The organism is Variovorax sp. Soil_C_26 (assembly GCF_057657075.1).
This window is the reverse complement of record NZ_JBDGJC010000009.1, coordinates 21,093-35,053: the sequence shown is the minus strand read 5'-3', so window position 1 is coordinate 35,053 and position 13,961 is coordinate 21,093. Positions and strand designations below refer to the sequence as shown.

11 protein-coding genes are annotated in these 13,961 nt (G+C 71.2%); 3 read left to right on the top strand and 8 right to left on the bottom strand.

Annotation, left to right across the window (positions count from 1 at the left end):
* Positions 1-2: 2 nt before the first annotated feature.
* Positions 3-2,201 carry a copper-transporting P-type ATPase gene (locus tag AC3A6G_RS22365; RefSeq protein ID WP_487874579.1) on the top strand — a complete coding sequence of 733 codons (2,199 nt, stop codon included), beginning with the start codon at positions 3-5 and terminating at the stop codon, positions 2,199-2,201.
* A 64-nt stretch (positions 2,202-2,265) separates the two neighbouring features.
* Positions 2,266-2,475 (top strand): hypothetical protein, encoded by a 210-nt coding sequence (locus AC3A6G_RS22360; RefSeq protein WP_487861865.1) that lies wholly within the window; start codon positions 2,266-2,268, stop codon positions 2,473-2,475.
* A gap of 4 nt (positions 2,476-2,479) precedes the next feature.
* Here AC3A6G_RS22360 and AC3A6G_RS22355 read toward each other — a convergent pair whose 3' ends face one another.
* From AC3A6G_RS22355 to AC3A6G_RS22325, 7 genes are all read right to left on the bottom strand, one after another.
* Positions 2,480-2,614 (bottom strand): DUF2474 domain-containing protein, encoded by a 135-nt coding sequence (locus tag AC3A6G_RS22355; protein ID WP_487861866.1) that lies wholly within the window; start codon positions 2,612-2,614, stop codon positions 2,480-2,482.
* Positions 2,601-3,608 (bottom strand): cytochrome d ubiquinol oxidase subunit II, encoded by a 1,008-nt coding sequence (gene cydB, locus AC3A6G_RS22350; RefSeq protein WP_487861867.1) that lies wholly within the window; start codon positions 3,606-3,608, stop codon positions 2,601-2,603. Before cydB ends, AC3A6G_RS22355 begins: the two co-directional genes overlap by 14 nt.
* Positions 3,598-5,052, bottom strand: a complete 1,455-nt coding sequence (locus AC3A6G_RS22345) for a cytochrome ubiquinol oxidase subunit I (RefSeq protein WP_487861868.1) — start codon at positions 5,050-5,052, stop codon at positions 3,598-3,600. The genes cydB and AC3A6G_RS22345 overlap by 11 nt, the downstream gene beginning before the upstream one ends.
* A gap of 172 nt (positions 5,053-5,224) precedes the next feature.
* Positions 5,225-8,395, bottom strand: coding sequence for an efflux RND transporter permease subunit (locus AC3A6G_RS22340; protein ID WP_487874578.1), 3,171 nt, complete (start codon positions 8,393-8,395; stop codon positions 5,225-5,227).
* Positions 8,392-9,702, bottom strand: coding sequence for an efflux RND transporter periplasmic adaptor subunit (locus tag AC3A6G_RS22335; protein ID WP_487861870.1), 1,311 nt, complete (start codon positions 9,700-9,702; stop codon positions 8,392-8,394). The genes AC3A6G_RS22340 and AC3A6G_RS22335 overlap by 4 nt, the downstream gene beginning before the upstream one ends.
* Positions 9,699-10,931 carry a TolC family protein gene (locus AC3A6G_RS22330; RefSeq protein WP_487874577.1) on the bottom strand — a complete coding sequence of 411 codons (1,233 nt, stop codon included), beginning with the start codon at positions 10,929-10,931 and terminating at the stop codon, positions 9,699-9,701. Before AC3A6G_RS22330 ends, AC3A6G_RS22335 begins: the two co-directional genes overlap by 4 nt.
* Before the next feature lie 76 nt (positions 10,932-11,007).
* Positions 11,008-11,400, bottom strand: a complete 393-nt coding sequence (locus AC3A6G_RS22325; protein ID WP_487861872.1) for a hypothetical protein — start codon at positions 11,398-11,400, stop codon at positions 11,008-11,010.
* Between the two features lie 146 nt (positions 11,401-11,546).
* Here AC3A6G_RS22325 and AC3A6G_RS22320 point away from each other — a divergent pair, with 146 nt between their 5' ends.
* Positions 11,547-12,914: a hypothetical protein gene (locus AC3A6G_RS22320; protein WP_487874576.1), complete on the top strand. Its 1,368-nt coding sequence runs from the start codon at positions 11,547-11,549 to the stop codon at positions 12,912-12,914.
* Here AC3A6G_RS22320 and AC3A6G_RS22315 read toward each other — a convergent pair.
* A complete protein-coding gene (locus AC3A6G_RS22315; RefSeq protein ID WP_487874575.1) occupies positions 12,911-13,834 on the bottom strand; it encodes a LysR substrate-binding domain-containing protein in 924 nt (307 codons plus the stop codon). The two genes, AC3A6G_RS22320 and AC3A6G_RS22315, sit on opposite strands and share 4 nt — an antisense overlap.
* Between the last annotated feature and the right edge of the window lie 127 nt (positions 13,835-13,961).

Below are 13,961 nucleotides of genomic sequence, written 5' to 3'. Positions count from 1 at the left end.
GAATGAACGGTACGCACCACCACGATCATCGCCACCACGGCCCGCAGGCACACCGCGAAGCGCCGGCCGAGGCCGCGGCCGAGGGGACGGTCTACACCTGCCCCATGCACCCCGAGGTCCGCCAGGATCACCCGGGCAACTGCCCAAAGTGCGGCATGACGCTCGAACCCGAGATGCCGAGCCTGGACGAGGACGGCGACGGCAAGGGCGACCCGGAACTGCGCGACTTCCAGCGCCGCTTCTTCTGGACGCTGCCGCTCACGGTCGCGGTGGCGGTGCTCGCGATGGCCGGGCACCGCCTGCAGTGGTTCGACATGGCCACGCAGAGCTGGATCGAGCTGGTGCTCTCGGTGCCGATCGTGCTGTGGGCGGGTTGGCCCTTCTTCGTGCGGGCCGCGCAGTCGGTGGCGCACCGCAGCCCCAACATGTGGACGCTCATCGGCCTGGGTACCGCTGCGGCCTTCGCCTACAGCGTGGTGGCCACGATGGCGCCGCAGGTGTTTCCCGCGTCGTTCATGTCGATGGGCCGTGTGGCGGTGTACTTCGAGGCAGCGGCGGTGATCGTCTCGCTCACGCTGCTGGGCCAGATCCTCGAACTCAAGGCGCGCTCGCAGACCTCGGCCGCAATCAAGTCGCTGCTCGGGCTCGCACCCCGTACGGCGCGGCGCATCGGTGCCGACGGCACCGAGGAAGACATCCCGATCGCGCATGTGCATGTCGGCGACCGCCTGCGCGTTCGCCCCGGCGAGAAGGTGCCGGTGGACGGCGTGGTGGTCGAGGGCGAGAGCGCGGTCGACGAATCGATGCTGACCGGCGAACCGCTGCCGGTGGGCAAGCGCGCCGGCGACAAGCTCATCGGCGCCACGCTCAACACCCACGGCGCGCTCGTGATGCAGACGGAAAAGGTCGGCTCGCAGACGGTGCTCGCGGGCATCGTGCAGATGGTGGCGCAGGCCCAGCGCTCGCGCGCGCCAATGCAGCGCATGGCCGACCACGTGGCGGGCTGGTTCGTGATGGCCGTGATCGGCATCGCGGTGGCGACCTTCTTCGCCTGGGGCTTCCTCGGGCCGGCGCCGAGCTGGACCCACGGGCTCATCAATGCGGTGGCGGTGCTCATCATCGCCTGCCCCTGCGCGCTCGGCCTGGCCACGCCGATGTCGATCATGGTGGCCACGGGCAAGGCGGCCACCCGTGGCGTGCTGTTCCGCGACGCGGCCGCGATCGAGAACTTCCGCCGGGTCGATGTGCTCATCGTCGACAAGACCGGCACGCTGACCGAAGGCCGGCCGCGCTTCGAACGCACGGCGGCGGCTGCCGGCTTCGGCGACGACGAGGTGCTGCACCTCGCGGCCAGCCTCGACCAGGGCAGCGAGCATCCGCTTGCGCATGCCATCGTGGCGGCGGCGCGCGAGCGCGGCCTGCGGCTCACCGCGCCCGACGGCTTCGATTCCGAAAGCGGCATCGGCGTGAGCGGCAGCGTCGAGGGCCGCCGGCTCGCGCTCGGCAACACGGCGCTGATGGACCGGCTGGGGGTGGCGGTCGATGCGCTCGAGCCGCAGGCCGAAACGCTGCGCCGCGAAGGCGCGAGCGTGATGTTCCTCGCGGTCGACGATCGCCTCGCCGGCCTGCTCGCGGTGTCCGACCCGGTCAAGGCCACCACCGCGGAGGCGCTCGCGGCGCTGCAGGCCTCGGGGCTGCGCGTGATCATGGCCACCGGCGACGGGCTCACCACGGCGCGCGCGGTGGCGTCGAAGCTGGGCATCGGCGAGGTGCACGGCGAAGTCAAGCCGGCCGACAAGCTGGCGCTGGTCGAGCGGCTGCAGCGCGAGGGACGCATCGTCGCGATGGCGGGCGACGGCATCAACGATGCGCCCGCGCTCGCCCGGGCCGACGTCGGCGTGGCCATGGGCACCGGCACCGACGTGGCGATGAACAGCGCCCAGGTCACGCTGGTCAAGGGCGACCTGCGCGGCATCGCCGAGGCGCGCAGCATCTCGGAGCAGACCATCGCCAACATGAAGCAGAACCTCGGCTTCGCGTTCCTCTACAACGCGCTCGGCATTCCGCTGGCCGCGGGCGTGCTGTTTCCGTTCACGGGCTGGCTTCTGTCACCGATGGTGGCGGCGCTTGCGATGAGCCTGAGTTCGGCCTCGGTGATCGCGAACGCGCTGCGCCTGCGCGGTGCGAGGCGTCCAGGGTGACCGCGCACGCAGCCGTCGAACCCGGCCTACAGACAGGGGGCGCCGTTCGGTGCATGTTGACGCCATGACACAGCCCATCGAACTCATCGTCGAGGAGCCGGCTGTCGGTTCCTATGTCTGGCGCCTGCTCGAAACGGATGCGAACGGAGGCAACCCCCGGGTGCTCCGCGACGCCTTCGATCCCGCGGACACCTACGAAGCCGCGCTCGCCGCGGGACAGCGCGCACTGCAGAGCGAGATCCGTCGCCGCACCGCGCCAGCTCACTCCGGCTAGGCGGCTACGCCGTCAACCCGACGGCGCGCATCACCCAGCGAAAGGCCAGCGCGACGAGCGCGAGGCTGCCCACGCTCGCGAGCCAGATCGCGAACAGCCAACCGAAGCGGCGCAGCCAGCGGCGCTCAGTGGTAGCCATCGCCGTGGCGCACCTTGCCGCGGAACACCCAATAGCTCCACGCGGTGTACATCAGGATCACGGGAATGATCAGCAAGGCGCCGACCAATGCGAAGCCCAGGCTCTGCGGTGGGCCCGCGGCCTGCCAGATGCTGATGTCGGGCGGGATCACGTTGGGCCACAGGCTGATGCCGAGCCCGGTGTAGCCGAGGAACAGCAGCGCCAGCGTGAGCACGAACGGCGCCGCATGGCCCTCGCCACGCAGTGTGCGCAGCAACTGCCATGTGACGAGCGCCACCAGCGTCGGCACCGGCGCGAACCACAGCAGGTTCGGAAAGCTGAACCAGCGCGCCGCGATCGCCTCGTGCGCGAGCGGGGTCCAGATGCTGATCGCGACGATCACGGCCAGCATGAGCCAGGCCAGCGGCCGCGCGAGCGTGCGCATGCGCGTCTGCAGCCGGCCCTCGGTCTTCATCACGAGCCAGGTCGCGCCGAGCAGCGCATAGGCCGCCACCAGCGCGGCGCCGGTGAAGAACGAGAACGGCGAGACCCAATCGAACGGACCGCCCGCATAGTTGCCGTCGACCACCGGCAGCCCGTCGAGGAAGGCGCCGAGCGTCACGCCCTGGAAGAAGGCCGCGGTGACCGAGCCGCCGATGAAGGCATGGTCCCACCAGCGCCGCCGCCCGGGGCGCGCCTTGAAGCGGAACTCGAAGGCCACGCCGCGGAACACCAGCCCGACGAGCATCAGGATCAGCGGCAGGTAGAAGGCGCTGAGGATCACCGCGTACGCGAGCGGAAAGGCCGCCAGCAGCCCCGCGCCGCCGAGCACGAGCCAGGTCTCGTTGCCGTCCCAGACCGGCGCCACGGTGTTCATCAGAACGTCGCGGTCTTCCTTGGCGGGCAGGAACGGAAAGAGGATGCCGATGCCGAGGTCGAAGCCGTCCATCACGACGTACATCATGATGCCGAACAGGATGATGACGGCCCAGATGAGGGGGAGATCAATGCCCATGGCGGCCGTCCTCGGTGTGGTGCGCCGCGCTGGCGGCGGCGTGGTCTTCTTCCTCGGCTGCGGCCGACAGCGGTCGCGCGGGGGTGCGCGGTGCGCCCGGTCCGCCGCGCGGCGGTCGCTCGGCCTCGTCGCCGGCGGGGCCCTTGGCGATCAGCCGCAGGCCGTAGGCCGTGCCCGCGCCGAACACCACGAAGTAGACGACCACGAACAGCAGCAGCGTGAAGCCGACCTGCGCCGTCGAATGCTGCGGCGACACCGCATCGGCCGTGCGCATCAGGCCGTAGACGATCCAGGGCTGACGCCCGATCTCGGTCGTGTACCAGCCCGCGAGGATCGCCACCAGCCCGGCCGGCGACAGCGCGAGCGCGAAGCGAAGGAAGCCCCGCTTTGCATAGACGCGCGCGCCGCGCCGCAGCCAGAGGCCCCAGAACGCGAGCGCGATCATCAGCACGCCCAGGCCGACCATGACGCGGAAGGTCCAGAACACGATGGTGGAGTTGGGCCGGTCCTCGGGCGCGAAGTCTTTCAGCGCGGGAATCTGCCCGTCCCAGCTGTGCGCGAGCAGCAGGCTGCCCGCGCGCGGTATCTCGATCGCGTAGCGCGTGGTCTCGGCCGCCATGTCGGGCCAGCCGAAGAGGATCAGCGGCACGCCCTCGCCTTCGGGCGTGCGCTCCCAATGCCCCTCGATGGCGGCCAGCTTGGCGGGCTGGTACTCGAGCGTGTTGAGCCCATGCTGGTCGCCGATGACCGCCTGCAGTGGCGCCGCGGCGAGCAGCATCCACAGCGCCATCGACAGCATGGTGCGCACGCGCGTGTTGTCGTTGCCGCGCAGCAGGTGCCAGGCCGCGGCGCCCGCCACCATGAGCGCGGTCGCGATGTACGAGGCGACCACCGTGTGCGCGAGCCGGTACGGGAACGAGGGATTGAAGATCACCATGAACCAGTCGACCGGCACCACGCGCCCGTCGATGATCTCGTGGCCCTGGGGCGTGTGCATCCAGCTGTTGGAGGCCAGGATCCAGGTCGCGGAGACCAGCGTGCCGACCGCCACCGCGAGCGTGGAGACGAAGTGCAGCGCCGGCCCCACGCGCTCGCGCCCGAACAGCATCACGCCGAGGAAGCCCGCTTCGAGGAAGAAGGCCGTGAGCACCTCGTAGGCGAGCAGCGGCCCGGTGACGCCGCCTGCAAAGCGCGAGAAGTTGCTCCAGTTGGTGCCGAACTGGTAGGCCATCACCAGCCCCGACACCACGCCCATGCCGAAGGCCACGGCGAAGACCTTGATCCAGAACTGGTAGAGGTCGATGTAGACCTCGCGCTTGGTGCGCAGCCACAACGCCTCGAGCACCGCCAGGTAGCTGGCCAGCCCGATGGTGAGCGCCGGAAAGATGATGTGGAACGAGATCGTGAAACCGAACTGGATCCGCGCGAGCAGGAGGGCATCCATGCAGCTGTACCTTTCCGTGAACCCCGACGGCCGCCACGACAACAACATCGCACGCGGCCGCGCAGGGCGAGGGTTCACCGGAAGGCGGCGTAGGCGAATGTCGCGTCCGCTCCGACCCCGGATGGGCGCGATTCTTAGCCCCCTGCGCAGATCGCGCAAGGGACAAATCGACTCACTCCATGCCGGGCGCATGCAGTTGCAAGGCGCGGTCCAGGCGTGCGGCACGCAGGCCGCGGCAGCGCATGAGGTACCACGCCGCCGGCACCACGAGCATGCTCAGCAGCGGCGCGGTGACCATGCCGCCCACCATCGGCGCCGCGATGCGCGTCATCACCTCGGAGCCGGTGCCGCTGCCCCAGAGGATCGGCAGCAGCCCCGCCATCACCACCGCAACCGTCATCGCCTTGGGCCGCACGCGCTGCACGGCGCCCTCGCGGATCGCCTCGAGCAGCGTGTCGCGGTTCATCGGTTCGCCGGCCTCGAGGCGCCGCGCGAGCGCGTTCTGCAGGTAGACCAGCATCACCACGCCGAACTCGGCCGCCACGCCCGCGAGCGCGATGAAGCCCACCGCCGTGGCCACCGAGACCGCGTGGCCCATGGCCCACACCAGCCAGAAGCCGCCGACCAGCGAGAACGGCACTGCCGCCATCACGAGCGCGGCATCGCCGAACGAGCGGAACAGCAGGTAGAGCAGCACGAAGATCACCGCGAGCGTCAGGGGAATGACGAGCTGGAGCCGCTCGGTCGCGCGCTCGAGGTACTCGAACTGGCCCGACCACGACACCGAATAGCCCGCGGGCAATAGCACCGCCTTGTCGACCGCGGCCTGCATCGCGCCGACGGCGGAGCGCAGGTCGCGGCCGCGCACGTCCACATACACCCAGCCCGAGAGCCGCGCGTTCTCGCTGCGCAGCATCGGCGGGCCCTGCGTGACCTCGATCTTCGCGACGTCGCCGAGCAGCAGCTGCGCGCCGCGCGGCGTCACGAAGGGCAGGTCGCGCAGGCGCTCGAGCGAATCGCGGAATTCGCGCGGGTAGCGCACGTTGATCGGATAGCGCTCGCGCCCCTGCACGACCTCGCCGACGTTGTCGCCGCCGACGGCGGTGGCGACCACGGCCTGCACGTCGGCCACCGAGAGCCCGTGGCGCGCGGCCGCGAGCCGGTCGACCTCGACGTCGATGTAGCGCCCGCCGGTGAGCCGCTCGGCCAGCGCCGACGAGACACCGGGCACGTCCTTCACCGCGGCCTCGATCTGCGTGGCGATCGCGTCGATGGTGGCCAGGTCGGTGCCCGCCACCTTGATGCCGACGGGGCTCTTGATGCCGGTGGCCAGCATGTCGATGCGGTTGCGGATCGGCGGCACCCAGACGTTTGTGAGCCCCGGCACCTTCACCGCACGGTCGAGCTCTTCCACCAGCCGCTCGGGCGTCATGCCTGCGCGCCATTCCGAGCGCGGCTTGAAGCGGATCGTGGTCTCGAACATCTCGAGCGGCGCCGGGTCGGTGGCGGTGTCGGCGCGGCCGGCCTTGCCGAACACGCGCTCGACCTCGGGCACGGTCTTGATGAGCCGGTCGGTCTGCTGCAGCAGCGTGGCCGCCTTCGAGACCGACAGCCCCGGCAGCGCCGACGGCATGTAGAGCAGGTCGCCCTCATCGAGCGGCGGCATGAACTCGCCGCCGAGCCGCGACAGCGGCACCGCCGTCGAGGCCAGCAGCAGCGCCGCCATCACGAGCGTGCCCTTGGGAAAGCGCAGCACGAGTTCGAGCACGGGCCGGTAGGCGGCCATGAGCACACGGTTCACCGGGTTCGAGGCCTCGTGCGGAATGCGACCGCGCACAAGGTAGCCCATGAGCACCGGGATCAGCGTGACCGACAGGCCCGCGGCCGCCGCCATGGCGTAGGTCTTGGTGAAGGCCAGCGGCGAGAACAGCCGCCCCTCCTGCGCTTCGAGCGAGAACACCGGCACGAACGACAGCGTGATCACCAGCAGCGAGAAGAACAGCGCCGGCCCCACCTCGACCGACGAATCCGCCACCAGCCGCCAACGCTCGGCCGCGTCGGGCACGCGCCCCTCGGTGGCCTCGAAGGCCTCGATGTGCTTGTGCAGGTTCTCGACCATCACGATCGCGCCGTCGACCATGGCGCCGATCGCGATCGCGATGCCGCCGAGCGACATGATGTTGGCATTGACGCCCTGCCAGTGCATGACGATGGCCGCGGCCAGCACGCCGATCGGCAGCGCCACCACCGCCACCAGCGCCGAACGCAGGTGGAACAGGAACACCGCGCAGACCAGCGCGACGACGATGAACTCTTCGACCAGCTTGCCGCGCAGGTTGTCGACGGCACGGTCGATCAGGAGCGAGCGGTCGTAGGTGGTGACGATCTCCACGCCGGGCGGCAGGCCCGGCTTGAGCGCTTCGAGCCGCGCCTTCACGGCCTCGATGGTCGAGCGCGCGTTCTTGCCCGAGCGCATGATCACCACGCCGCCTGCGACTTCGCCCTCGCCGTCGAGCTCGGCGATGCCGCGGCGCATCTCGGGGCCGACCTGCACGCTCGCCACGTCGCGCAGCAGCACCGGCGTGCTGCCGGCCAGTGCGATCGGGATGGTGCGGAAGTCGTCGAGCGAGCGCAGGTAGCCGCGCGAACGCACCATGTACTCGGCCTCGGCCGCCTCCACCACCGAGCCGCCCGCGGCCTGGTTGGCCTTCTGCAGCGCCTCGACCACGGTCTGCTGCGCGATGCCGAACGCGCGCATGCGGTCGGGGTCGAGCACCACCTGGTACTGGCGCACCATGCCGCCGATGCTCGCGACCTCGGCCACGTCGGGCACCGTCTTGAGTTCGAAGCGCAGGAACCAGTCGTTGAGCGCACGCAGCTGGCCGATGTCGCGCGTGCCGCTGCGGTCGACCAGCGCGTACTCGTAGATCCAGCCCACGCCCGTGGCGTCGGGGCCGAGCGCCGCGTTCGCGCCCGCGGGCAGCCGGCTCTGCACCTGGTTCAAATATTCCACCACGCGCGAGCGCGCCCAATAGGGATCGGTGTCGTCGTCGAACAGCACGTAGACGAAGGAGTCTCCGAAGAACGAATAGCCGCGCACCGTCTTGGCGCCGGGCACGCTGAGCATGGTGGTGGTCAGCGGATAGGTGACGAGGTCTTCGACCACCTGCGGTGCCTTGCCGGGGTACGGCGTGCGGATGATCACCTGCGTGTCCGACAGGTCGGGCAGCGCGTCGAGCGGCGTGTGCACCACCGACCACCAGCCGGCTGCGACGAGGAAGGCGGTGGCGATCAGCACCAGGAAGCGGTTGCCGACCGACCAGCGGATCAGGGCCGCGATCATCGCTTCTCTCCCTCGGGCGGCGAAGCGGCGGGCGCCGCCATGTTGCCAAGCACCGAACGCAGCCGCGCCTCGGAGTCGATCAGGAACTGGCCGCTGGCCACCGCCTGATCGCCCTCGGCCAGGCCCGACAGCACCTCGGTGTCATCGCCCGCCTCCATGCCCAGCGTCACCTCGCGCGGCGCGAAGGCGCCGCTCGCATTGCGCACGATCACGACCGCGCGCCGCCCGGTGCGGATCACCGCTTCGGTCGGCACCACGAGCCGGCTGACGGACGGCCCCGACAGCGCAAGCCGCAGCAGCATGCCGGGCACCAGGCGCCCGCTGGTGTTGGCGACCTCGAAGCGCGCTTTCAGGGTGCGCGAGGCCGGCTGGATCTCGGGCAGGATCTCGTCGAGCGTGCCCTCGAAAGACTGCGATGCGTCGGCCTGCAGCGTGGCGGTGGCCTTCTGGCCACGCGCGAGGCGCACCGCCTGCGCTTCGGGAATCTCGGCCACCGCCCACACCTTGCCGAGGCCGGCAATGCGGAACAGCGTCATGCCAGGCGTGACCGCGGCACCTTCACGCACGCCGAGCTCGGCCACCACACCGTCGACCGGCGCGGCGATCACGTAGCGCGCCTGCGCGGTGCCGGCCTTCTCGCTCTGCCGGACCAGGTCGGCCGGGATCGACAGGGCCTGCAGGCGCTCGCGGGCCGCCGCGACCAACTCGGCCGGTGCACCCGCGCGACGCAGCGCGAGCCACTCGTTCTGCGGCGCGAGCCAGTCGGGCGCGAACACCGTCGCGAGCGCCTGGCCCTTTCGCACGCGCTCCATCGGCGCGCGCACCGAAAGCCGCTCGACATAGCCGGCCACCCGGGTCTGCACCGCGGCGACAAGGCGCTCGTCGAACTGCACCGTGCCCACGGCATCGAAGGTCGACGCCTGCTCGACGCGCCGCACCTCGGCCACCCGGATGCCGAGGTTCTGCTGCACGGCGGGGCTGATCTTCACGCCGCCCTCCGCGTCGCCGTTGTCGGCATACATGGGCACCAGCTGCATGTCCATGAACGGCGACGGGCCGGGCTTGTCGAAGCGCGGGCCGGGCACCATCGGGTCGTGCCAATAGAGCACCTTGCGTTCGTCCGGCATGGCAGCGGCTTCGGCCTCGGGCGCTGCGGCAGCGGCCATCGGCGCCTCCGCGGGCGGGGCGGTGCGGCGGCCCAGGTAGAAGGCGCCGCCCGATGCCAGCAGCAGCACGCCGACGAGCGACAGGCCCACGACGCGGTTGCGCTTGCCGTTGGGTTGGTTCTGGTTGTCCTGGGTGTTCATTGCGCCTCCTCGGCATCGATCGGCCGGAAGGCCAGTTGGACCTGGGTTCTCGCGAGTTCGCGCTCGAGCGCAAGCAGCCGGCGCCCGGCCTCGACCTCGGCATGGCGCGCCTCGAACAGCGCCGCGAGGCTGCCCTGGGCGCCCCCGTAGGCCGCGGTGGCCGCGGCGATGCGCTGCTGCGCCGGAGCCAGCGCGGCCGTGCGGTAACGCGCGATGCGCTGCCGCAGGCGCTCGGCATCGGCCTGCAGCGTGCGGTATTCGGTACGCGCCGCGCGCACCGCTTCGGCCAGTTCGGCCTCGGCCTTGCCAGCCAGTGCCAGCTTGGCCGCGGTGTCGCGGTCCTGGCGCTCGGCGGGCGCGAGGCGCAGCGGAATGTTCACGCCCACCGACACCATGTCGGCGCGTCCGGAACGCTGGCCGTAGGCGAGTTCCCAGGTCCAGTTGGGTGCGCGCTCCGAAGCGGTGGCCGCCGCCTTGCGCGCGGCCACCTCGGCCTCGCGCCGCATCGCGGCCACGGCCGGGTGCCGCGCCACATAGGCCTCTTCGGCGAGGGTCGGCCGGACGCCCGGCGCCGCCAGCGCATCGGGCGGCACGCCGGTCCAGCGCTGCAGCGCGATGCGCGCGGCGTCCTGCCGCTGCCGGACTTCGGCCACGCCGTCTTCCGCCCCGCCGCTCGCCACCGCGAGCGCCAGCACCTCCTGGCTGCTTGCCGCGGCCGAGGCGAGGCGCGCGCGCGAGGCCTCGACGGCTTCATGGGCGTGGTGCTGGGCCAGCATCGCGAGCTTCAGCGTCTCGCCGGCATAGAAGGCATCGACATACGCGAGCGCGGTTTGCAGCCGGGTGTCGGCGGCGGCCGCCCGCAACTGCACCCGTTCGCGCCCGACCGAGGCATCGGCGGCAGCCTGCCGCGCGGCGCGCTTGTCGGCGGACACCCACTCCTGGCGGATGCCGATGCGCTTCATCGTCATCGGCTCGCGCGCCGTGTGGAAACGGCTGTCGCCCTCGGTGGGCAGGTTCTGCAGCGACAGGCTCAGCGTGGGATCGGGCATTTGGGCCGCGGCATGCGCGGACTCGGTGGCGCTCTGAAGGCCGGCCTCGGCGGCGCGGGCGGTTTCGGAGCGCCGGCTCGCGAGCTGCAGCGCAGCCTCGAGCGACAAGGGTGCGGCCGGCGCAATGCCCGGCAGCAGCGCCACGGCCAGGGCGGCCGCGCGCGAAAGAGAAAAGGACATGAAAACTCCGTGGACGAACGAGGCATTCGCCGGCGCGCGAACATGCCGCGCCGGCAACGGTCAGTCGACGGAGGTGTCAGACCCGCAGTCTGCGGGTCGCGAGAAAGACGGGGTCGGGCGGTGGATGTTGCGCCTCGGGCCGCGCCTGTGCCGGCAGCGCATCGCCTTCGGCGGCCAGCACGAGCGGCAGCGCCAGCACCTGCACGATGGCCGGCAGCGACGGCGTGGCGACCTTCACCGGTTCGAAGGACAGCGACATGTCGGCGTCGTACTGGTGGCACAGCACCGGCTGCGCCGTGTCGGTGCCCTGGCAGGGTTCGCCCGAGGCCATCGCCAGTTCCATCGCTGCCGCAGCCTCGGCCTCGGTCGGACAGGCATAGCCCGCCAGCGCCAGCTGTGCGAACAGCAGCGAGAACACCATGAGGAGCATGGTGGCCTGGCGATGGAGGAAGGAGCGGCGTGCGCGCATGGGAGGCCGAAGTGTAACCAAAAAGTGTCTGTTTGAAGCAGCAACGGAAAAGCCCCCGCGTTGCCGGGCCCACCGCGCGTGCGATGCTTCCGGTTCCGGGATTTTTTCTTCCCGGCCTGCCAGCCCTCAGCCCTTCCGGACCCATCTTGGAGCAGCCACTCGACACCCTTCTGCTGGCCGCGCTGGCGGCGGCACCGCGCAGGTTCCGCCTGCCGCCGCTGCCGGCCGATGCCGAAGCCGCCGAGGCGGCCGGCCCCGCAACGGCGTTGGCCTTTGCGATTGCGGCCGTGCGCACCGCGAGCGAAAGCCGGCTGCCGTCGCCCGCGCAGGCCGAGGCGCTCTTCACACGCGCGCTGGCCCGCCTCATCGAAGAGGCGCTTGCGCCCGACGGCGGCGACCCGGCGTTCAAGGCAGCGGTGTTGCAGGCGCAGGACCGCGACGTGCGCGACCATGTGCGGCTGTCAGGGCAGCGCGCGGCCGACCTGCGCACGGTGCGCAGCGCCGCGGATGCCGTGGCCCATCCCGGCAAGCTGCAGCGCATGCCGGCCGGTGCCTCGCGCGACGCGCTGGCGCAGTTGCATGCACTGGCCGCCGCGGGCGACTGGGCGCAGCTCGCGCAGGCCATGGCAGCCCTGCCTGCGCCCGATGAGCTCCGGGCAGCGAACGCCGCGCTGCAGCGACTGGTGCGCGGCGACGAACTGCTGCGCGTCGACGCCGTGCAGCGCTACCGTGCGCTGTGCGAGCGGCGCGGCCCGCTGGCCGGCAGCGATGCGGCCGCGGCCCAGGGCCGCGCCTCGGCGCGCGAAGGCGAGATGGCCGAGCATGCCGGCGTGCAGGCGCTGCGCGGCATCGCCGACCTGATGAACCGCCGGGCCGCCATGGCGGGCCACAACGGCGGCAGCTACCGCGTGGTGCGCAGCCTGCGCACGCCGGGCGGCTTTCCGGGCGCAGCGAGCAAGGCCAAGGAAGAATGGGACGCCGCGATCGTGCACAGCGCCGATGCGCAGCAGGGCGCCGCGGAGCTCGTGCTGCTGGCCGAGATCAAGGCCTCGCCGGCGGCCGTCAGCGCCGACCTGCCGCGCCTCTTGCGCGGCTTGCAGCGGCTCGCGCAGGCGGACGCCGGCACCGCCTATGCTTTCGCGTCGGACGATGGCGCGACGCACATCCTCGGCGGCTCGCTGCGCCGTCTCCGTCCGCACGGCCATGCGCTGCCGCCGCACGTGATCTATTGCTGCCCCGCGCCGGCCGAGCCGCAGCCGCAGGCGCTGTTGAGCGCGGCAAGCAAGGCCGTGCTGCTGGGCGAGCCCGCGAGCCTGGCTTTCGCGCAGCGCGTTGCGCGCGGCGAACCGGCGCCGCCGCATGCCTCGCTCGCACCGGTGTGGCAGGCGCTCGCCACCGCACCGCGCCTGCGCGCCACGCTGCACCAGGACGAGACCGCGCGCCTGGCACGCGAGGCGATGCTGCATCCGGACGACCTACTGACCGCTGCGGCCGAGGTCTTGCAGGCCGGTTAGCGCGCCGTGGCGCGCGGTGCCGGCGGCTGCGGCTTGAAGGCCTCGCTCCACACGCGCTCGAACGCGGCGCAGAACGCCGCCTGCACCACCGACATCGGCCGGTAGCGGTTGCGGATGATGCGCACCTCGAGCTTTTCGCTGCTCTTGAACGGGCGCACCGCGAGCCCGCTGAACGACTGGCCCGCCACCGCGGTGCGGTCGACCACGGCGATGCCCGCACCGGCCTGGGCGAACCAGCAGGCCGTGGTGGCGGAGCGCACCTCGATGTCGAGCCGCAGCTGCGGCGCGGACTTGCCGTAGGCCCGGTGCAGGCTCTGGCCATAGGGCGTGCCGGCTGGCGAGGTGATCACGCGATGGCCGCGCAGGTCGGCCGGCGTGATCACCGCCTTGGCGGCAAGCGGATGGTCGTCGCGCATCGCACAGGCCAGGCCGCATTGATAGCTCTTGACCGTCACCAGGTTGGGATGCGCATTGGGCAGCAGCCCGATCGCCAGGTCGGCCGAATGCTCGAGCAGCGCATCAACCATGATCGGCGAGACCAGCACCTCGATGCGGCTCCGGAGCCGCGGAAAGCGCTCGTACAGCAGCGCGACCGCGCGCGGCGCGAGCCACGACGCGAGGCTGGCCGACACCGCGAGGCGCAGCGTTCCCGTCTCGGGTTCGGCCAGCGCGCGCGACACGTCGCGCACGCGCTCCACGCCGCGCCAGAGGCTTTCGATCTCCTGGTAGAGCTGCTGCGCCTCGGGCGTGGGCACGAGCCGGCCCTTGACGCGCTCGAACAGCGTGATCCCCACTTGCCGCGCCGCATGCGCGAGCAGCTTGCTCACCGCAGGCTGCGACACATGCAGCAGCTCGGCCGCGCCGTTGACGCTGCCCGTCAGCATCACGGCGCGAAAGACTTCCATGTGGCGCAGGTTCATTGCAAAGGCTCGTTGAAGGACATAACCGAAGGTTAAGGCCTGGACACGTCTTTTCATTTGTGGCGCGGGAAACGCGGCAGAACAATGGTCTCGCTCGAAGAACAAGCCGGAGACAAGACGAATGGAC